The sequence below is a fragment of the Variovorax paradoxus genome, from assembly GCF_009498455.1.
Lineage (GTDB): Bacteria > Pseudomonadota > Gammaproteobacteria > Burkholderiales > Burkholderiaceae_C > Variovorax > Variovorax paradoxus_H.
The window spans coordinates 4,581,190-4,598,819 of sequence record NZ_CP045644.1 but is presented as its reverse complement, the minus strand read 5'-3'; the positions used below and the strand labels follow the sequence as shown (position 1 = coordinate 4,598,819).

Sequence of the window (17,630 nt, the reverse complement as noted above, 5' to 3'; positions counted from 1 at the left end):
TCGCACGTCGGCGCTTAAAGGGTTCCGAGAAACCGCAGGATCTCGGAACCTGCATCCTCGTGCGGCGAACCGAGACTCTGGACGGTCGACGCATGGTTGTGCCCGCGGAAGAAATGAAAGTCGGGGCTGCGAGCGAGTGCCGCCGTCATCGCACCTGCCAGCGCATAGGTCTGCTCGGCGATCGGCGCCGGGTCCAGCTCCGCGACGCCGAGCCAGATCGGCACATCCACATGCCGCACGTGCGTGATAGGCGAGCGCTGTGAGTAGCGCGACGCGTCGTCGCCGAAATAGGCGCGGGGACCTGACGCTAGTGGCGAGGTTGCGCTGTAGAAGCCGCTCAGGAGCATGACCGCCGCGACATCGCTCATCCTACCGTCGGCCGCGACCGGATCGAACAGCCACGATGCGACATGACACGCCCCCGCCGATTGTCCCCACAGCACGATCGGTCGGGGCGACGGCGCGAGATCGGCGCGATGGCTCTGCACCCACCGCAGCACCGACTGCACATCCTCCGCGCCTGCAGGCCAACCATGGCCGGGAGCGAGCCGGTAGTTCGGCAGCACAGCGGCATAGCCATGTGCGGCGAGCCAGCGTCCGATGTTGCAATTGAAGACATCGTCGGCGTTCTTGTCGCCTGCCACAAAGCCTCCGCCGTGCACGTTCACGACGATCGCCCTGCAGTCCCCTGCCGGGTGATAGACATCAAGCTTGTGACGCGGGTGATCGCCATAGGCCACGTCATGCCGCTCCAGCGCGGCGGGCGCAAGTACCAGCAGCGGACGGTAGATGTGACGCGTCGCCGCAAGGACTTCGGGGTCGAACTTCGCCCCGAGCGCGCGCAGCTGCCGGACGATGGACACCACAGCTTCGGATTGGCCGATGGACATCGACGTGTGGTGTAGTGATTGTGCGTGTTCGGTCACGCTGGCGTGACCGTGTGCTCGCTGGGCGTCGTCTGGAAAGCCAGCTGCTGCCAACTCCCGCCCTCGCGCACCCAGATCTGCATCACCTGGGATTCGATGCGGACATGCTCGCCATTTGCCTTGCGGACGGCTTCCAGCAACTGGCGACCGGTCATCAGCGCGGAATCTCCGAGGACCCGCACCGTCAACTCGCCGCGTTCCAGCCGCGTGTAGTTCACCTTGAATCCGCCCGAGGCGAAGTAGCTCTCGTGCGTGTCGACCTGACCCTTGGCGTGGACATGGATCAGGTCCCGGTGCAGCAACTGCCGCAGCCGCGGCAGGTCGCCCGCCACCATCGCGACGCATCGCTGGCCCTCGAGCTCGCGCAATTGCGCTTCCACATTGTTCGTGCTCATCGGTGTTTCCTTTCTTCAAGTGATGTTTCGCCGGCCGCCGCGCGCAGCGCAGCCTCGACATTGCGTTGCGTCCCGAGGATGTGCTCTCGCAGCATCGCGCTGGCCGCGTGGGTTTCTCGATTCAGCGTCGCCTCCATCAGCTTCTTGTGCTCGTTCGTCTTGCGTCGCGAGGCGTTCCGGTGGGTCGACGAGTAGCGGCGGTAGCGCTCCGCCTGGTCGAAGAGACTTGCGCTCCAGGAGCGCTGACGCGCGGATGAGCACGCGGCAATCAATGCCATGTGGAACGCGCGGTGCAGCGCGCCCCATTCCTCGTCCAGGACCGTCGGTCCCTCGAGTCGGCCCTCGACTTTCTCGAGCCGGTAGAACGCGGCAACGATGGCGGCCTCCCATGCATCGGTGCCGCAAGAGATGGCGTCCGAGAGCGCCTGCAAGTCCAGGATGAGGCGCATCCGCGTGATGTCGGCCATGTCTTCGGCACTGATCGGCGCCACGCGAAACCCGCGCCGCTCATCCGCACGGACAAGTCCCTCCTGGCAGAGGCGGCTCAAGGCTTCCCGCAGCGGGCTGCTCGAGAAGCCGTACAGATCTTGCAGATCTTCGATCTTGAGCTTGCTGCCCGCTGCCAACGAGCCGGCGAGCATATCCCTGCGCAATCGCGTGAATGCCTGCTCTGCAAGGGAGGTTGTATCTGCCATGGATGCGCCGAATGCGTGATGAGTCAGTTTATGCACAGAACGACGTTCAGGCATTTCTCGTGTTCATCTATCGGAAGGCGATGTGGGTGCGCCAAGGACGCACCCATAGCATCCCGTCAGCAACGAACATATTCACATGGAGCGCACATGAAATTGATTTCCTTCCTGCAGGGTGGCCGCGAAACTTGGGGCGCCGTTGTCGATCATCAGGTCTTCGACCTCGGCAGAACCACCGGCATCGCGACGCTGGCGCAATTCGTCGGCAGCGATCGATTCGCGCAGCGCGACGCTCTTGTCAAGGGAGAGAAACCGGTAGCGCTCTATGACGACGTCGAGCTTCTCCCAGTGATCCCGCAACCCGACAAGATCTGGTGCGCCGTGCGCAACTACATGGACCACCACCAGGAAGCGTTGGCCGCCGGCCTGCAACGTGAGCTGTCGGAGTTCCCGCCGCTGTTCCTGCGGACCGCACGGTCCCAGACGGCGCACCGCGCGCCGATCGTGCGCCCGCGCGTCTCGGAAACGCTGGACTGGGAAGGCGAACTCGCCGTCATCATAGGAAAGGGCGGTCGCGACATCCCGGAGAACGAGGCGTACGAGCACGTCGCGGGCTACGCCTGCTACAACGAAGCCAGCGTGCGCGAGTGGCAGTTCCATGCCAAGCAAATCGCAACCGGTAAGAACTTCGAGTCCACCGGCGGCTTCGGTCCCTGGATGGTAACGGCGGAAGAGATCGAGCCTGGCCGCGCCCTCAAGCTTGAGGTGCGATTGAACGGAGAGACCGTCCAGTCCAGCCGGACCGACCAGATGATCTTCAGCACACAGCGCCTGATCGCCTATTGCTCGACGATCTCCACGTTGCTGCCCGGCGACGTGATCGTGACCGGCACGCCCTCCGGTGTCGGCTTTGCCCGCAAGCCCCCAAGGTACATGCAGCCTGGCGACGTCTGCGAGGTCGAGATCGAGGACATCGGCATTCTTCGCAACCCGATCACTGCACAAGCCTGAACCGGGCCCGGTCGCGCCGGCCCCAGGGCGATGCACACGCGCGTTCCAGGTCGACAGCACAGGCTCGCCGGGCGCGAACTACAGACGGACGAGGCCGACGTCCGAGCGCGTCGACAACACCTATCAAGAACCCGAGACAACCGACATGCCATTGATTTCAATACGCAAGCGCAGCCTGACCATCGAGACGGTCCTGCACGAAGGGGGGCCGGCTGCTCCGAAACCGTTGCGCCTGGTCGCCGCAAGTGCCGTTCTGCGCAATCCCTACGCGGGGCGCTATGAACCCGACCTGTTGCCTTTCATGGCCGAACTACGCAGTCTGGGCACCCTCCTCGCCGAAGAGGCCGCGGGGGCACTCGGCGGGAAAGACCGGGTCGAGGCGTACAGCAAGGCCGCGATCGTGGGCATCAATGGCGAACTGGAGCATGGCGCCATATGGCATGAGGCGGGAGGCTGGGCCATGCGCCAGGTGCTGGGTGACCCCAAGGCCATGGTCCCGTCGGCCAAGTGCGTGGCCGTACCCGGCTACCGGCTGATCGTTCCGCTCACCTACATCCATGCTTCCTACGTGCGAAGCCACTACAACAGCTTCGAAGTTGGCATTCAGGACGCGCCACGTCCGGACGAGATCCTGTTCGCGCTGGTGATGGCAGATGGAGGCCGCATCCATTCCCGCCTTGGCGGCCTCACGAAGGACAAGGTGTCCGTTCACGACGGGCAGCGTTGATCATGACGACGACGTTTCGCCCCAATCTGTCGCACTTCGGCGTCTTCTGCAAAGACGTCGAGAAGATGGTGTCCTTCTACAAGCATGTCTTCGGCATGGTCGAGACCGACCGCGGCGTCGGCAGGACGTTCCAGATGAGGCTGGTGTTCCTGAGCGGCTCACCGAGCCAGCACCACCAGCTCGTGCTGGCAAGCGGCCGTGGCGCCGACGCGCCCAGCACCGTGATGCAGCTCTCGTTCAAGGTGGCCGCGCTCGATCACCTGCGGGAAGCCAGGCGCCGGGCGCTGGAAGCCGGAGCGAGCGAGATGCGCGGCCTCAACCACGGCAATGCCATCTCCATCTACTTCAGCGACATCGAGCAGAACACCGTGGAGGTGTACCTCGACACCCCTTGGTACATCACGCAGCCGCATGGCGATCCGCTCGACCTGGGGAAGAGCGACGAGGAAATCTGGGCCGAGACCGAACGCGTATGCCGCGCTGATCCCACCTTCATGCCGATCGCGGAATGGACCGATCGTTTCGGGAGCACGAGATGACTGACGTATCTCTTGCCGAGAAGGAGGTCGACATCCAGACGGCCGACGGAACGATGAACACGCTCGTCGTTCACCCGTCCGGCCGCGGCCGATATCCGGTCGTGTTTTTCTACATGGATGCGATCGGCCGCCGTGAAGAGCTGAGCGTGATGGCGCGGCGCATGGCCTCGGCCGGCTACTTCGTCGTGTTGCCGAACCTGTACTACCGCACATTGCGCGAGTTCCACATGACGTGGGACGAAGCCGGCATCCAGGAGATGCTGCGCATGGTGGGAACATTGAGCAACGAGCTCGTTGTCAGGGACACGGAGGCGCTCATCCGTTTCATCGACATCGAACCCGCCGCGCAGGCCCGGGAGATCGGAACGGTCGGGTACTGCATGAGCGGCCAGTTCGCGATCGCGGCAGCCGCGCGTTGGCCGGATCGCGTCAAGGCCGCTGCGTCCTTCCATGGCACGCCCCTGGTCACCGACAAGGAAGATTCACCTCACCGTCTGGCCTCCCAGGTAAAGGGCGAGATGTATTTCGGCTGCGCAGAGAACGACAAGTGGGCAGACAAGGAAACGATCGGAAAGTTGTCCGATGCACTCGCACAGTGCTCCGCCGCTTCGCAGGTCGAATGGTATCCAGGCGCGCAGCACGGCTTCGTGTTCCCGCAGCGTCCTTCCGTTTACGACGAGGCCAGTGCCGAGCGTCACTGGGACCGTCTCTTGTCCCTTTTTGCCCGGCGCTTGCCGCAGTCGAACTGAAAGACAGCCATGACCCAAAAGAAACCGTTGCCCGCGACCATGCGCGTCGCCCGGCTGCATGAGATTGGTGGGGCGCTCCAGATCGATACCGTTCCGGTACCCCAGCCCGGAGCAACCGACGTCATCGTGGCCATCGAGGCCTGCAACGTTGTCCCCAACCTGCGCAACATCATCACGCACTGGCCTCAGTGGCATCCGGAGATGCCGCTGCCGCCGTTGCCGGGATCATTCGGGCTCGACGCAGCCGGAGTGATCGCAGCGGTCGGAAGCAACGTCCACGCCTTCAGGCCCGGCCAGCGGGTGTATATCAACCCGGGCACCGGTTGTGGCGGATGCAGGTTCTGCCGCAACGGCGACATCCTCGACTGCGACAGCTTCACGTACCGCGGCTATTTCGGTCGCGGTCCCGCCACGCCGGCCATCTTCGAGCAGTACCCCTTCGGTGGCCTGTCCGAGTACGTCGTCGCGCCGCAGTCCTGCCTGGTGACACTGCCTGACAACCTGGATTACGAGCAGGCAGCACGCTTCGGCTATCTCGGCACCGGGTATGCTGCTCTGCGCAAGGCCGAGCTGCGCCCCGGGGGAACCGTTCTCATCAACGGTATCGGTGGAACGCTCGGGGTGAACACGACCATGATGGCGCTCGCGATGGGGGCCACGAAGATCCTCGGGGTCGGCAGGCGCCGCGCGCCCCTCGAGCGCGTCAGGTCCCTCGCGCCCGGCAAAATCGAGGTGCATTCGATCGAGGAGTCGGATGCGACGGTGCGCGACTGGGCTCGCAGTCTCACCGAGGGCTACGGCGTAGACATCGTGGTGGATTGCCTGCCCCCGAAGAGCCCCGCAGCGTCCACGATGGCCGCCATGCGTGCCATGCGAACCGGCGGGCGCACGGTCCTGCCCGGCGGCATGGCCGAGGCGTTGACCCTCGACCCTTTCTGGGGCCTCGCCAAGAACGCGTACTTGATCGGCTCGCGCTGGTTCACCGTCTCCGAAGGGCAGGACATGGCGGACATGGCGGGCGCGGGCACCCTTGACCTCTCGTGCCTGGAACACAAGCGTTTCGCGCTCGCCGACGTCAACGAGGCCATCGCCGCCGCCGCCGACTCAGGCAGCGGCTTCATTAACGTCGTGGTGCTGCCCTCGGCCACCTGAATCCCTGGAGACTGACATGAAGCGCATCTTCCATGCATACGCCGCCGCATTGCTGCTCGCCGCCGGTGGCATCGCCTCTGCGCAGAAGGCATACGGCCCCGGCGTGACGGACACCGAGATCAAGATCGGGCAGACGAATCCCTACAGCGGTCCCGTGTCGGCGGCCTCCGTGAACGGGAAGCTGATGAACGCGTACTTCAACATGGTGAACGCGCGTGGGGGCATCAACGGCCGCAAGATCAAGTTCATCTCACTCGACGATGAACTGAGCCCGCCGCGCACGGTCGAGCACCATCGCCGACTGGTGGAAGAGGAAAACGTCTTCGCCGTCATCGGCACGCTGGGCACGCCCACCAACGCCGCGGTCCAGCGCTACCTCAATCAGCGCAAGGTCCCGGGTCTGCTGCTGATCACGGGTGCGAAACGTTTCCTCGATCCGAAGGATGCGCCCTACACGATGGGCTACTACCCCAGCTACGAGGTCGAGGCGACCAGCTATGCCCGCTACCTCCTGAGAGACAAGCCGGATGCGAAGGTGGGCGTGATCTACCAGAACGACGATTTCGGCAAGGACTTCCTGCGCGCATTCAAGGCCGAGCTCGGCGACAAGGCCGGCAGGATGATCGTTCGAGAGGCCTCCTACGAGATTTCGGCGCCCAGCATCGAATCGCAGATCATTGCGCTCAAGGGTGCGGGTGCTGACACGCTGCTGAACGTGACGACGCAGAAATTCGGTGCGCAGGCGATCAGGAAGGTGCATGACCTGGGCTGGAAGCCGCTGCACTTCATCAGCTTCATCTCCAGTTCCAAGGGTGCCGTGCTCAAGCCGGCGGGCCTCGACATCTCCACCGGCATCATCACGGCTTCGGTCGTGAAGGACCCGGACAACATTCTCCAGGGCACGGACAAGGACGTGGCAGAATACCGCGCCTTCATGGCCAAGTGGTACCCCGACGGCGATCCCTCGGACACCAACACCGTCTGGGCCTATACCTCCGCCCAACTCGCAGCGATCCTCCTCGAGCGCTGCAAGGACAACCTGACGCGCGAGAACCTGATGAAGGTGGCGACCTCCCTGAAGGATGTCCACCTCGCCATGCTGCTGGACGGCATCGCCGTCAACACCTCCCCCGCCGACTACCTGGCCATCAAGCAGGCACAGCTGCAGCGCTTCGACGGCAAGGCATGGGTGCCTTTCGGCAAGACGGGCAAGTGAGGGCAACGATGTCCGAGGCGATGATCGCGACGGCTGCCCTGGCGATGCCGCGTGATGCGGCGGGGGCGACCGCGTCGGCCAAGTCCGTACGCCACGGCCCTCTGCTGTCCGTCGAGGGCGTGACGCTCCGGTTCGGGGGCATAACCGCACTCGACGGCGTCTCGTTCAACATGGAACGGGAGACGGTGCTAGGCCTCATCGGGCCGAACGGCGCGGGCAAGACCTCGCTCTTCAACTGCCTGTCGCGACTCTACGCCTATGGCGAAGGCAGGATCGTGTTCGACGGCCATCCCCTGGAGGAACATCCAAGACACCGGATGGTCCACCTGGGCATCGGTCGCACGTTCCAGAACCTGGCCTTGTTCAATAGCATGAGCGTGCTCGACAACATCAAGGTCGGGCGGCACAGCCGCACGTGCAAAGGCTTTCTCTCGCACGCGCTGCATCTCCCGGGCGTGCGGCGGGAAGAGTTCGAATCCGAGCGCCGCGCGAGGGCACTCGTGGATTTCCTCGAGCTCGGGCCGGTCTTGTCACGGCTTGTTGGTGATTTGCCTTTCGGAACCCGCAAGCGTGTCGAGCTCGGCCGCGCGCTCGCCAGTGATCCGAAGCTTCTCCTATTGGATGAGCCAGCCGCAGGCCTCAATCATGAGGAGGTGGAGGACCTTCGCCGCGTGATCGAGGATGTGCGCTCGAAACTCGGGACGGCCATACTGCTGGTGGAGCACCACATGAGCCTCGTGATGGGCGTCTCAGACAAGGTCGTGGCCCTGAATTTCGGACGGAAGATCGCCGAGGGAACGCCTGCGCAGGTGCAGCGGCATCGCGATGTCATCGAGGCGTACCTGGGGAGCGGTGAAGCATGACGGCCTTGCTTGAAGTGGAAGGCCTGCGCGCGTCCTATCGCGGCAACGAAGTGCTGCATGGCATCGGCCTGCGCGTGGCGCCCGCTGCCATCGTAGCCTTGCTCGGTGCGAACGGCGCCGGAAAGACCACGACCCTGCGCGCCCTGTGCAGGATGATCCACACGTCGGGCGAGGTCCGGTTCGATGGCCAGGACATCGGACGGCTTTCGACGGAACAGATCGTGCGGCGGGGGATCGCCCATGTCCCCGACGGCCGCGGCACCTTCACGGGCCTGACCACCGAGGAGAACCTGCAGCTGGGCAGCTACGTACGCAACGACAAGCTTCAGGTCGCACAAGACCGCGAACGCATCTTCGGCTATTTCCCGCGCCTGAAGGAGAGGCGCAAGCAGCAGGCCGGCACCCTTTCCGGCGGCGAGCAGCAGATGCTCGCGATCGGCCGGGCGCTGATGCTGCGTCCGAAACTCCTGCTGCTCGACGAGCCCTCGTTCGGCCTGGCCCCGCTCGTGGTCAAGGAGATCTTCTCGATCATGCGCCTCATCCGCGAGAAGGAAGGCGTGAGCATCCTACTCGTCGAACAGAACGCCTCCATCGCGCTCGGCGTGGCCGATCATGCCTACCTCATCGAGACGGGACGTCTCGTCCTGTCCGGACCCGCTGACGAGATCAAGCGCAACGACGCGGTACGCCGCTCCTACCTTGGCGAATAGCTCCCTCACCCTTCTCTGCATGGAAACCTTCGTCAACCAGATCGTCTCTGGCCTGTCCAACGGCGGCATCTACGCCACCCTGGCGCTCGCGCTCGTCATGATCTTCAAGTCCACCGGCCGCATCAACTTCGCGCAAGGCGAGATGGCGATGTTCTCGACCTACTTCGCTTGGGTGCTCATCGCGGCGGGCCTGCCGTACTGGCTCGCATTCATCGCGACGGTCGGCCTCGCCTTCCTGATGGGCGTCGTGATCGAGCGCGCAGTCATCCGCCCCCTGAAGGACGCCCCCGCGCTTTCGATGGTCGTGGTGTCGGTCGGATTGCTGGTTATCCTGAACAGCGTGGCCGGCTGGGTCTTCACCTACACGATCAAGACCTTTCCGAGTCCGTTCCCGACGAGCGCGCCTTTCGGATTGACGTTCATTTCCTGGCACGAGCTCGGAAGTCTGGCGGTGACGTTGTTGGTGGTCGGCTTGCTGTTCGCCTTCTTCCGCTACACGTCGCTGGGTCTGGCGATGCGGGCGGCAGCCCAGAACCCCGAATCGAGCCGGCTGGTCGGAATCCGGGTGGGCTGGATGCTGGCGCTGGGGTGGGGGCTCGCGGCCGCCATCGGTTCGACTGCCGGCATGCTGGTGGCGCCTAAGGTGTTTCTCGACCCGTACATGATGTCCGGCGTCTTGATCTACGCTTTCGCGGCCGCCCTCCTGGGTGGGATCGACAGTCCGGCCGGGGCGATCGTCGGCGGCTTCATCGTGGGCCTCCTGGAAAACCTGGCCGGCGCATACCTCATAGGCGACGAGCTCAAACTGACCCTTGCGCTGGTTGTCATCGTCGGCGTGCTGCTCCTGAAGCCCGCGGGTCTCTTCGGCCAAGTCATCGTCAAGCGGGTGTGACAGTGAACGCAATCCTCCAACAGAATCCTGCGCGAGCCGCCGCGCTCGCGTCCGCCCTGGTGTTTCTCGTCGCCTGCAGCCTGCCCGTCTTTCTGACGGACTATCGGCTGTTCCAGGCCACGATGGTGCTGGTGTACGCCATCGCGATCCTCGGCCTGAATCTGCTCACCGGCATCACAGGGCAGATTTCATTGGGCCACGGCGCCTTCTTCGCGATGGGCGCCTACGTGGCCGCGATCCTCATGGACCAGTTCCAGGTTTCGTACTGGATGACGGTTCCAGCGGCAGCAGCGGTGTGTCTGGTCGCGGGCTTTCTCTTCGGACTTCCGATCCTGAAGCTGGAAGGCCACTACCTCGCGCTGGCGACGTTCGCATTGGCGGTCGCGCTCCCGCAGTTGCTCAAGCACAAGGCCCTGGAGGCCTGGACCGGCGGCGTGCAGGGCATCGTGCTCACCAAGCCGGCGCCGCCGGTCGACGCCCTGCTGGGAATGACACTGAGCCCAGATCGATGGCTCTATGTCCTGGCGCTGGTCACGGCGGCCGGCCTCTTCGTCGTTGCGTGGAACCTGCTGCGCGGTCGGATCGGCCGGGCACTAATCGCCATCCGTGACCAGCCGGTGGCGGCCGTCTCGATGGGGGTGGACATTGCCATGTTCAAGAGCATCGCCTTCGCCATCAGCGCCCTCTACACCGGCGTGGCCGGTGCATTGAGCGCCATTGCCGTCGCATTTGTCGCGCCGGACAGCTTCACGGTATTTCTGTCGCTGTCGCTCATGGTCGGCGTCGTGATCGGCGGGCTTGGATCGATTCCGGGCGCGATTGTCGGCGCGCTGTTCCTTCAGTTCATTCCCAATCTGGCAGGCGGCATTTCGAAGGCCGCGCCGTGGGCCATCTACGGGGGACTGCTGATCGTTTGCATGTTCGTGGTGCCCGGCGGCGCGGCGGCTGCCGCGCGTTCGCTCGTGCGGCGTGTCGGGGCATGGAGGCGGCCTACGAAGCAGGCGGAAAGGCCTGCGCAGTCGACGCCGCACCAAGCACCCTGAGAACGAACAGCGCAAGAGCAGGCCGCGGCTCGGGCCGAAGGCGGGCGCTGCTGGCCTTGATCGGCCTGGAGGGCCGACCGCGGCGCCGACCCGTGAAACACCCGCGCCGAGCGGCTTCGATGTGTGCAGAGGGGTCGACAGGACGCCTGGCCGGCTCACTGTCAGGACCGTTGGCGTGCAGGCTGAACCTGCAGCAGTTGCGCGTCGATGTCACCGATGGTCGGTGTCCCGCACAACTGCATCGCCCGTCGGAGTTCTTCCGAGAGAATCATCAAGGCTCGCTCGGCACCGGCTTGACCCGCGGCGGCCACCCCGTAGAGTGCGGCCCGCCCGATGCCAACGGCCTGCGCGCCGAGCGCAAGCGCCTTGACCACATCCACGCCACGGCGTATGCCGGAGTCGATCAGGACTGGCATCCGGCCGCGCACGGCATGCACGACATCCGGCAGGGCTTCGGCCGAAGCCACGCTGCCGTCGAGCTGACGGCCGCCATGGTTGGACACCCACAGGCCATCGAGCCCAAGCGTGGCCAGCCGATCCGCGTCGTCCGCACGGCAGACCCCCTTGACGAGCAGCCTGCCTGGCCACTTGTCCCGGATACGCTGCAGGGCCCCCCAGTCGAACGATGGGTCGAGGCTCTGTGCAGCCCTTGCCACGATCGATGTGCCAGCATGGGAGCTGCCGGCGAACCCCTGAAGATTCTCGAAGCTCGGCTGACCGTGGCGCAACATTCGCAAGCACCACATGGGGTGCGTCATGAAATCCGCAGCGGTACGCCAGCGTGGCGCGAGCGGCACCGTGAATCCATTGCGGATGTCGCGCTCGCGCTTGCCGCCCACTGCCATGTCGAGCGTCAAGACAAGGGCCTCGTAGCCGGCCGCGGCGGCACGCGCCATGAGTGCCTCGGTGAACGCGAGGTCGCGCAAGACGTACAACTGGAACCACAGCCGCCCACCTGCCTCGCTGGCGATGCGCTCGATCGAAGCGGTCGCCGCCGTCGACAGCACGTACGGGATGCCTAGCCGGGACGCAGCCCTGGCGATGGCGACATCGGCGCCCGGCCAGCCGATGCCGGCGGCTCCCATGGGCGCGACGACAAAAGGCGCCGCGGCCCGCATGCCGATGATCTGCGCGGAAAGATCCGGATCCGCCACATTGCGAAGCACATGAGGCAACAGACGGACGTTCTCGAAGGCTCGACGATTTGCCGCCAGGGTGTTTTCGTCCTCCGCCCCGCCGTCGAAGAAATCGAACACGCCCCGCGGCAGCCTGATGCGCGCGCGTCGACGCAGATCCTCGATGGAGTGTGCTTGAGAGATCCGGCTCATGAACGTCGATCGCCCGGGATCATTTGTCGAGCTTCACGCCGCTCCTGGCCATCGTGTCGCCCCAGCGGGCGTATTCCCGCGTGATGTCCGCACTCAGCGTCCCAGAGTCTTCCACCGGGCGGAAGCCGGCGCCCGCCATGGCGGATCGCACCTCAGGCTGCTTGAGCACCTGCACCAATGTCTGACCGAGCCGTTGCACCACGGCTTGTGGCGTGCCTTTTGGCGCCATCATCGCAAACCAGGCCATGGCTTCGAAATCCTTCAGTCCCAGTTCCTCAAGGGTCGGCACCTTCGGCAGCTCATGCTCGCGTGTGCGGCTCGTCACCGCGAGGGCGACGATCCTGCCCGACTTGACCATGGGCACCGCGCCACTGGGCGAATCCACCATGAAGTCGATGTGAGAGCCGAGCAGCGCCGTGTAGACGGGGGCCGAGCCTGTGAACGGCACGTGCACGGCCTGTAGCTTCGCCCGGTCCAGCATCATCTCGATCGCCAGATGAAGCGCGCTGCCCGTCCCCGGAGAGCCGAAGGTCAGGCGCCCCGGCTCCGCATGCGCCCTGGCCACGAGTTGCTCGAAGTGATCCATCCCCGAACCTGCGCGCGTCATGAGCACGAAGGAGGCAGTCGCGACCTTGCCGATCGGCTCGAACGACGTGCGGCCGTCATAGCCCACCTTGTACAGATGGGGAGCGATCACCAGCGCACTCGAGCTGCCAAGGAGAAGCGTGTAGCCGTCAGCCGGCGCATGGGCGACTCGGGCCGTGCCCAGCGTCGCTCCTGCCCCGCCGACATTTTCGACGACGAAAGGTTGGCCGATTTCCTTTTCGAAGGCGCGCGCCACGACTCGGGCCAGCAGGTCGGTGGATCCGCCCGCGGCGAATGGAACGATCAACTTCACCGGCCTCTCGGGATAGCCCGAAGCCTGTGCAGGCAAGGTGCAGAGGGCGCCGACGAGTGCGAGCAGTCCCCCAAGGCAACGTCGTTTCATCCTGTCGCCTTTTCCTTCACTCAAACCGGAACTTCATCGACCTTGTATTCGAACAACCACTGGTAGCGTTGCCGCACCTTCTCCGGTGCCCATTGATCTTCGATGTACTGCGCGGCACCTTCCGGGTCGGCCAACTTCGGATTGTGAAAGCGCGATGCGTTGTCGTTGGAGCCGCGCACGATCGCGGAGGTGCGCTCGACCCGAGCCTTCTCGTAGCTGGCCAGCGCGGCCTGGTGGTCATCGCGATGCGCTTCCAGTGCGCGCGCCAGGACGTAGCCGTCCTCCAGCGCCATGGCGGCGCCTTGGGCGAGGAAGGGAAGCGTTGGATGCGCCGCATCGCCGAGCAGGGTCACGCGCCCAGAGGACCATTTCTGCAGTGGCTCGCGCACCATGAAGGCCCATTTGTAGTGGACATCAATGGACCGGATCATGGTCTGGATGTCTTCGTGCCACCCGGCGAAATCCTTGAGACAGTCCTCGACGGTTCCCTGCTGCGTCCAGGACTCCACTTGCCAGCCTTCGCCTTCAACGATCCCCACGAAGTTGGTCAGCTCGCCGCGGCGCAGCGGGTACTGCACCACATGCCGACCCGGGCCGATCCAGTTGACGCCGACCGGTGCCCGCAGGTGCTCGGGAAGCTGCGCAGTCGGGACCACCCCGCGCCATCCGTAGCAGCCCGAGTAACGCGGCTTGTCGGCCCCGGCAATGGGTATCCGGATCCGGGAATGCACACCGTCGGCGCCAACCACAATGTCGCCTTCGACGCGCTCTCCGTTCTGCAGGACGACCACCGGCCGTGGGCCGGACAGATCGACCGATTCGCATCGGCTGTTCAGGCGGATGGCCGAGGGAGACGCTCGCTGCACCCCGCGCACGAGCGCCGCGTGAAGGTCCGCGCGATGGAACATGCAGAAAGGATGGCCGTACTTGTTTCGCGAATCGCCGGCCAAGTCGGCGATCTCCCAGGTGCGGCCGGAGTTCCAATGGCGAATGATCTTGCCCGTGGGCTCCGCACCGGCCTCGGCCACCGCGTCCCCCAGACCGAGCAGGCTCAGCACGCGCGTCGCATTCGCGCTCAATTGGACACCGGCGCCAACTTCGCCCAACGCGGGCGCTTGCTCGAGCACGGTCACTTCAAAGCCGCGGCGCAGTAACGCCAGCGCGGCAGCGAGCCCGCCGAGACCCGCCCCGACCATGACGATGTGTTTGATTTGTCCGTTTTCACTCATGGAAGCACCTTGTCTCGTGGGGTTGGTCAGCGTTTCCGCATTGTGTTCAGGAAGGGGGGCCGCGCACCTAGCGCATTCCGATAAACGAACATGAAAAGGCTCGAACCCGCTTGCTCGGCGCGGCGACTCAGGTTGCGACTCATGCAGCTCTCAACGCTGGCGCGTACTGCGAGAGGCATGCATAGGCCAGCCTGTTCATCGGCACGTCGATGCCGGCTCCCTCTGCGACCTTCACGAGATGTCCATTGAGCCATTCCACTTCCGTGGGCTTGCCCGCTTCGATGTCTTCGAGCATCGAGACGCGCGTGCCATACGCCACATGCTTGCCGAACGCCAGGGCGCGATCGATGGTGTCGCCAGCAACGTCGATCTGCAGGGCGCGGGCGACGGTCACGGCTTCTTCCATCGCCTGCACCAGGCAGGCCGTCAGGCGTTCGTCGGCACGGATGTAGCCGACGCTCTGGCGCGCCAGGCAGCAGACCACGTTGATGCCGACGATCGAGACGAACTTCTCCCACATGCGCGCGACGATTCGCGGCGACAGGTCAGCCCTGATTCCCGCGGACTCGCACGCGTCTCGGAAGGCCTCGGCCCGCGGCGAGATCGTCCCGTCCACCTCGCCGAAGACAATCTGGTCGACGGCGCTGCGGCTGAGCACGACGCCGGGTTGCTCCAGCACCGCCGAGATGAACACTGTCCCGCCCGCTGCGCGGTGGGCCCCCAGCGCTCGGTCGATGATTTCGTGGGCAGTCACCCCGTTCTGGATCGGAACGACAAGGGTACCCGGACCTACCAGCGTCTGCACTTGCCGCGCACTGGCACCAAGGTCGTACAACTTCACGGCCATCAGGACCACGTCGACCACACCGACCGACACGGCATCGCTCGTGGCTGAAAGGCCCGGCACCGGGATGGATGCCTGCCCTCTCTTCAGCACGAGCCCACGGCTGCGGATGGCCTGCAGCTGCGGCCCGCGACACACGAGGTGGACTTCGTTGCCCGCCAACGCGAACATCGCCGCAAGGTACGAGCCGATAGAGCCGCCGCCGACAACAGCAATCCTCATCGCCTCAAGTCCTGAACGATGGATCCTTGCGATCCAGCATACGAAGCATCGCCGGCCACTCGAGCCGGCCGAGGGGCGCCGGTTCGACGCCGGCCTTGGGCGGCAGGTGTCCGGTGAAAGCGATTCTTCCCAGCTCCTGCGAAACCTCGTCCGAGGGAAACGTCAGGGCTCGCTGGGTCGCGAGCGCGTCGAGCTGCGCCTGCATGGCCTTCTCCAGATGCCACATCATGCTGAACGTCTCGGCGATCGTGGCACCGGCGACGAGCGTGCCATGGTTTCGCAGCATCAGTACGGCGTTCGAACCCATGTCCACCGCCAGTCGCTTTCGCTCCTCGAGGTTCATGGCGAAGCCTTCACTCTCGTGATAGCCGACCCGGCCTGTGAACATCATCGCGTGCTGGCTCAGGGGCATGAGCCCTTCCTCAAGCATCGACACGGCCATCCCCGCGCGGGTGTGCGCGTGCATCACGCAGGCGGCGTCCGGGCGGGCTGCGTGGATGGCGCTGTGAATCACGAAGCCCGCGCGATTGATCTTGTTGTCCGTCGGCGCGACGATGCCGCCGTCGAGATCGATCTTCACCAAGCTCGAAGCGGTAACCTCGTCGAAGGTCCAGCCGAACGGGTTGAGCAGGAAATGTTCACCTTCGCCCGGCACCCGGGCGGAGATGTGGTTGTAGATCAGATCGGTCCAGTCGAAATGGGCACACAACCTGTAGAAGGCCGCAAGATCGACCCGCGTCTTCCACTCGTCCTCGGAAATTTCGGATGGCTTCATCGCTTTCTTCCTTCTCGCCTCAGTGACTTCGGCCGACGCGTCGGCGCCTTGAACATGTGCCGCGAGCGCGCCTCCGGGCGTTCTGCGCGGCCTCCATCTCCGCGGGACTGCACCCGAAGAGTTGCAACGCCTGCCTACTAGTCGAGGCTGATGCCGCGGTCGTGGATGAACTTGTGCCAGCGTCCGATCTCGGCCTGCTGATAGGACCTGAGTTCCGCGGGGGTGCTGAGCACTGCTTCCACGCCCTTCTCCTGGAACAATCGAACAGCGGCCGGGCTTGCGACGGCAGCCTTGAGCGCCGCCTCCAACTTCGCCTTTACGTCATCGGGCGTTCGCGCCGGCACGACGAGCGCCTGCCACCCGGGGAAGCTCGGTACGCCCAATTCGGCCAAGGTGGGCACCTCCGGCAACTGCATCGTCCGCTTCGGCGTTGCCGTGGCCAGTGCCGCAAGTTTCCCGGCCTTGATGTACGGCAAGGCAGTCGCGATGTCCGCGATCATCAGCTGGACGTCGCCCGAGAGAAGCGCCTGGACCGCCGGCGCCATGCCCTTGTACGGCACATGATTGATCGACAGACCCTGCTCTTGCTTCAAGAGCTCCATGCCGATGTGGAACGGAGAGCCGACGCCGCCCGAGGCGTAGTTGAATTTGCTTGGATCCACGACCACCAGTCTTTTCATGTCGGCGAACGTCCTGATGCCGGTTGCGGGATTTGCCAGCAACACAAACTGGAATCGTCCGATCATCGTGACGGGAGCGAAGTCGGCCACCGGGTCGTAAGACAGCTTCTTGTAGAGCGCGGCGTTGTTCACCAGCGTGCCGTTGTCTGCCACGAGGATCGTGTATCCGTCGGGCTGCGCTCTCGCGACCTGCTCTGCCGCAATCATGGTGTTGGCGCCGGGCTTGTTGTCCACGATGACCGGTTGGCCGAGCGACTTGCCCATCTCCTCGGCGAGCAGGCGAACAATGATGTCGGTCCCGCCACCTGCCGGATAGCCGACCACCCAGCGAACGGGCCTGGATGGCCACCCCTGGCTCTGGGCTGGCAGAGCCACTGCAGCGACGAGCGCGAATAGCGCTAAGCGCAAAAACGTAATGGACATGATTGTCTCCGGACTTAAGGCACAACGCCCGATTGTTCAGACCGGATGAATCGCTCACAGTGCGCTGTCCGGTTGATGAACATCAGCTGGAGAATGGAGGGTTTTCCCCATCGTCCAACGACGCGACCAGGCCCGGCCGGGACAGCCCACACAGCGCATCCCCGCCAGAAAAGCCGGTGACCAGTTCGCCGATCGGTCCTGACCAGGCCAGAACCGGTCGGTCGAT

19 protein-coding genes are annotated in these 17,630 nt (G+C 64.7%); 10 read left to right on the top strand and 9 right to left on the bottom strand.

From position 1 onward, the window contains the following. Nucleotides 1–14: 14 nt before the first annotated feature. The 3 genes from GFK26_RS21205 to GFK26_RS21195 are packed head-to-tail and all read right to left on the bottom strand — an operon-like array spanning nucleotide 15 to nucleotide 2,016. Nucleotides 15–890 carry an alpha/beta hydrolase gene (locus GFK26_RS21205; RefSeq protein WP_153283718.1) on the bottom strand — a complete coding sequence of 292 codons (876 nt, stop codon included), beginning with the start codon at nucleotides 888–890 and terminating at the stop codon, nucleotides 15–17. Nucleotides 891–922: 32 nt separating this feature from the next. Then, entirely contained in the window at nucleotides 923–1,321 is a 399-nt protein-coding gene (locus GFK26_RS21200) for a nuclear transport factor 2 family protein (protein WP_153283717.1), read from the bottom strand. After that, nucleotides 1,318–2,016: a GntR family transcriptional regulator gene (locus tag GFK26_RS21195; RefSeq protein WP_153283716.1), complete on the bottom strand. Its 699-nt coding sequence runs from the start codon at nucleotides 2,014–2,016 to the stop codon at nucleotides 1,318–1,320. The genes GFK26_RS21200 and GFK26_RS21195 overlap by 4 nt, the downstream gene beginning before the upstream one ends. 147 nt (nucleotides 2,017–2,163) lie before the next feature. On the opposite strand from GFK26_RS21195, the gene GFK26_RS21190 reads away from it, so the two are divergent. From GFK26_RS21190 to GFK26_RS21145, 10 genes are all read left to right on the top strand, one after another. Further along, entirely contained in the window at nucleotides 2,164–3,024 is an 861-nt protein-coding gene (locus tag GFK26_RS21190; protein WP_153283715.1) for a fumarylacetoacetate hydrolase family protein, read from the top strand. A gap of 145 nt (nucleotides 3,025–3,169) precedes the next feature. After that, the gene (locus tag GFK26_RS21185) at nucleotides 3,170–3,751 is read left to right on the top strand and encodes an amino acid synthesis family protein (protein WP_153283714.1); all 582 of its coding nucleotides are present in this window, start codon (nucleotides 3,170–3,172) and stop codon (nucleotides 3,749–3,751) included. Between the two features lie 2 nt (nucleotides 3,752–3,753). Then, nucleotides 3,754–4,290 carry a VOC family protein gene (locus tag GFK26_RS21180; RefSeq protein ID WP_153286056.1) on the top strand — a complete coding sequence of 179 codons (537 nt, stop codon included), beginning with the start codon at nucleotides 3,754–3,756 and terminating at the stop codon, nucleotides 4,288–4,290. After that, the gene (locus GFK26_RS21175) at nucleotides 4,287–5,039 is read left to right on the top strand and encodes a dienelactone hydrolase family protein (protein WP_153283713.1); all 753 of its coding nucleotides are present in this window, start codon (nucleotides 4,287–4,289) and stop codon (nucleotides 5,037–5,039) included. The genes GFK26_RS21180 and GFK26_RS21175 overlap by 4 nt, the downstream gene beginning before the upstream one ends. Before the next feature lie 9 nt (nucleotides 5,040–5,048). Further along, the gene (locus GFK26_RS21170) at nucleotides 5,049–6,191 is read left to right on the top strand and encodes an alcohol dehydrogenase catalytic domain-containing protein (protein WP_228121729.1); all 1,143 of its coding nucleotides are present in this window, start codon (nucleotides 5,049–5,051) and stop codon (nucleotides 6,189–6,191) included. A 16-nt stretch (nucleotides 6,192–6,207) separates the two neighbouring features. Then, on the top strand, nucleotides 6,208–7,407 hold the full coding sequence (locus GFK26_RS21165; protein WP_153283712.1) for an ABC transporter substrate-binding protein: 1,200 nt from the start codon (nucleotides 6,208–6,210) through the stop codon (nucleotides 7,405–7,407). A 44-nt stretch (nucleotides 7,408–7,451) separates the two neighbouring features. Then, nucleotides 7,452–8,270 carry an ABC transporter ATP-binding protein gene (locus GFK26_RS21160; protein ID WP_153286054.1) on the top strand — a complete coding sequence of 273 codons (819 nt, stop codon included), beginning with the start codon at nucleotides 7,452–7,454 and terminating at the stop codon, nucleotides 8,268–8,270. After that, nucleotides 8,267–8,980, top strand: a complete 714-nt coding sequence (locus GFK26_RS21155) for an ABC transporter ATP-binding protein (protein ID WP_153283711.1) — start codon at nucleotides 8,267–8,269, stop codon at nucleotides 8,978–8,980. Before GFK26_RS21160 ends, GFK26_RS21155 begins: the two co-directional genes overlap by 4 nt. Before the next feature lie 19 nt (nucleotides 8,981–8,999). Continuing rightward, a complete protein-coding gene (locus GFK26_RS21150) occupies nucleotides 9,000–9,872 on the top strand; it encodes a branched-chain amino acid ABC transporter permease (protein WP_153283710.1) in 873 nt (290 codons plus the stop codon). 2 nt (nucleotides 9,873–9,874) lie between these two features. Beyond that, complete coding sequence (locus GFK26_RS21145) at nucleotides 9,875–10,915, top strand: branched-chain amino acid ABC transporter permease (protein ID WP_416222504.1); 1,041 nt, start codon at nucleotides 9,875–9,877, stop codon at nucleotides 10,913–10,915. A 161-nt stretch (nucleotides 10,916–11,076) separates the two neighbouring features. Here the strand turns inward: GFK26_RS21145 and GFK26_RS21140 are convergent, their stop codons facing one another. The 6 genes from GFK26_RS21140 to GFK26_RS21115 form a co-directional block, all read right to left on the bottom strand. Then, nucleotides 11,077–12,243 (bottom strand): alpha-hydroxy acid oxidase, encoded by a 1,167-nt coding sequence (locus tag GFK26_RS21140; protein ID WP_153283709.1) that lies wholly within the window; start codon nucleotides 12,241–12,243, stop codon nucleotides 11,077–11,079. Nucleotides 12,244–12,262: 19 nt separating this feature from the next. Next, the gene (locus GFK26_RS21135; RefSeq protein ID WP_228121728.1) at nucleotides 12,263–13,141 is read right to left on the bottom strand and encodes a Bug family tripartite tricarboxylate transporter substrate binding protein; all 879 of its coding nucleotides are present in this window, start codon (nucleotides 13,139–13,141) and stop codon (nucleotides 12,263–12,265) included. 110 nt (nucleotides 13,142–13,251) lie between these two features. Continuing rightward, nucleotides 13,252–14,460: an FAD-dependent monooxygenase gene (locus GFK26_RS21130; RefSeq protein ID WP_153283707.1), complete on the bottom strand. Its 1,209-nt coding sequence runs from the start codon at nucleotides 14,458–14,460 to the stop codon at nucleotides 13,252–13,254. Nucleotides 14,461–14,599: 139 nt separating this feature from the next. Beyond that, on the bottom strand, nucleotides 14,600–15,526 hold the full coding sequence (locus GFK26_RS21125; RefSeq protein ID WP_153283706.1) for a ketopantoate reductase family protein: 927 nt from the start codon (nucleotides 15,524–15,526) through the stop codon (nucleotides 14,600–14,602). Between the two features lie 4 nt (nucleotides 15,527–15,530). Further along, nucleotides 15,531–16,301, bottom strand: a complete 771-nt coding sequence (locus GFK26_RS21120; RefSeq protein ID WP_153283705.1) for a class II aldolase/adducin family protein — start codon at nucleotides 16,299–16,301, stop codon at nucleotides 15,531–15,533. Between the two features lie 137 nt (nucleotides 16,302–16,438). Continuing rightward, nucleotides 16,439–17,404: a Bug family tripartite tricarboxylate transporter substrate binding protein gene (locus GFK26_RS21115; RefSeq protein WP_153283704.1), complete on the bottom strand. Its 966-nt coding sequence runs from the start codon at nucleotides 17,402–17,404 to the stop codon at nucleotides 16,439–16,441. Nucleotides 17,405–17,630: the final 226 nt, after the last annotated feature.

What these genes read in the sequence shown, in the direction of transcription:
- GFK26_RS21140 (WP_153283709.1), bottom strand. Translation starts at nt 12,243, where the DNA reads ATGAGCCGGATCTCTCAAGCACACTCCATCGAGGATCTGCGTCGACGC.
- GFK26_RS21115 (WP_153283704.1), bottom strand. Translation starts at nt 17,404, where the DNA reads ATGTCCATTACGTTTTTGCGCTTAGCGCTATTCGCGCTCGTCGCTGCA.
- GFK26_RS21185 (WP_153283714.1), top strand. Translation starts at nt 3,170, where the DNA reads ATGCCATTGATTTCAATACGCAAGCGCAGCCTGACCATCGAGACGGTC.
- GFK26_RS21205 (WP_153283718.1), bottom strand. Translation starts at nt 890, where the DNA reads ATGTCCATCGGCCAATCCGAAGCTGTGGTGTCCATCGTCCGGCAGCTG.
- GFK26_RS21180 (WP_153286056.1), top strand. Translation starts at nt 3,754, where the DNA reads ATGACGACGACGTTTCGCCCCAATCTGTCGCACTTCGGCGTCTTCTGC.
- GFK26_RS21200 (WP_153283717.1), bottom strand. Translation starts at nt 1,321, where the DNA reads ATGAGCACGAACAATGTGGAAGCGCAATTGCGCGAGCTCGAGGGCCAG.
- GFK26_RS21125 (WP_153283706.1), bottom strand. Translation starts at nt 15,526, where the DNA reads ATGAGGATTGCTGTTGTCGGCGGCGGCTCTATCGGCTCGTACCTTGCG.
- GFK26_RS21160 (WP_153286054.1), top strand. Translation starts at nt 7,452, where the DNA reads ATGCCGCGTGATGCGGCGGGGGCGACCGCGTCGGCCAAGTCCGTACGC.
- GFK26_RS21120 (WP_153283705.1), bottom strand. Translation starts at nt 16,301, where the DNA reads ATGAAGCCATCCGAAATTTCCGAGGACGAGTGGAAGACGCGGGTCGAT.
- GFK26_RS21165 (WP_153283712.1), top strand. Translation starts at nt 6,208, where the DNA reads ATGAAGCGCATCTTCCATGCATACGCCGCCGCATTGCTGCTCGCCGCC.
- GFK26_RS21170 (WP_228121729.1), top strand. Translation starts at nt 5,049, where the DNA reads ATGACCCAAAAGAAACCGTTGCCCGCGACCATGCGCGTCGCCCGGCTG.
- GFK26_RS21150 (WP_153283710.1), top strand. Translation starts at nt 9,000, where the DNA reads ATGGAAACCTTCGTCAACCAGATCGTCTCTGGCCTGTCCAACGGCGGC.
- GFK26_RS21155 (WP_153283711.1), top strand. Translation starts at nt 8,267, where the DNA reads ATGACGGCCTTGCTTGAAGTGGAAGGCCTGCGCGCGTCCTATCGCGGC.
- GFK26_RS21130 (WP_153283707.1), bottom strand. Translation starts at nt 14,460, where the DNA reads ATGAGTGAAAACGGACAAATCAAACACATCGTCATGGTCGGGGCGGGT.
- GFK26_RS21190 (WP_153283715.1), top strand. Translation starts at nt 2,164, where the DNA reads ATGAAATTGATTTCCTTCCTGCAGGGTGGCCGCGAAACTTGGGGCGCC.
- GFK26_RS21175 (WP_153283713.1), top strand. Translation starts at nt 4,287, where the DNA reads ATGACTGACGTATCTCTTGCCGAGAAGGAGGTCGACATCCAGACGGCC.
- GFK26_RS21195 (WP_153283716.1), bottom strand. Translation starts at nt 2,016, where the DNA reads ATGGCAGATACAACCTCCCTTGCAGAGCAGGCATTCACGCGATTGCGC.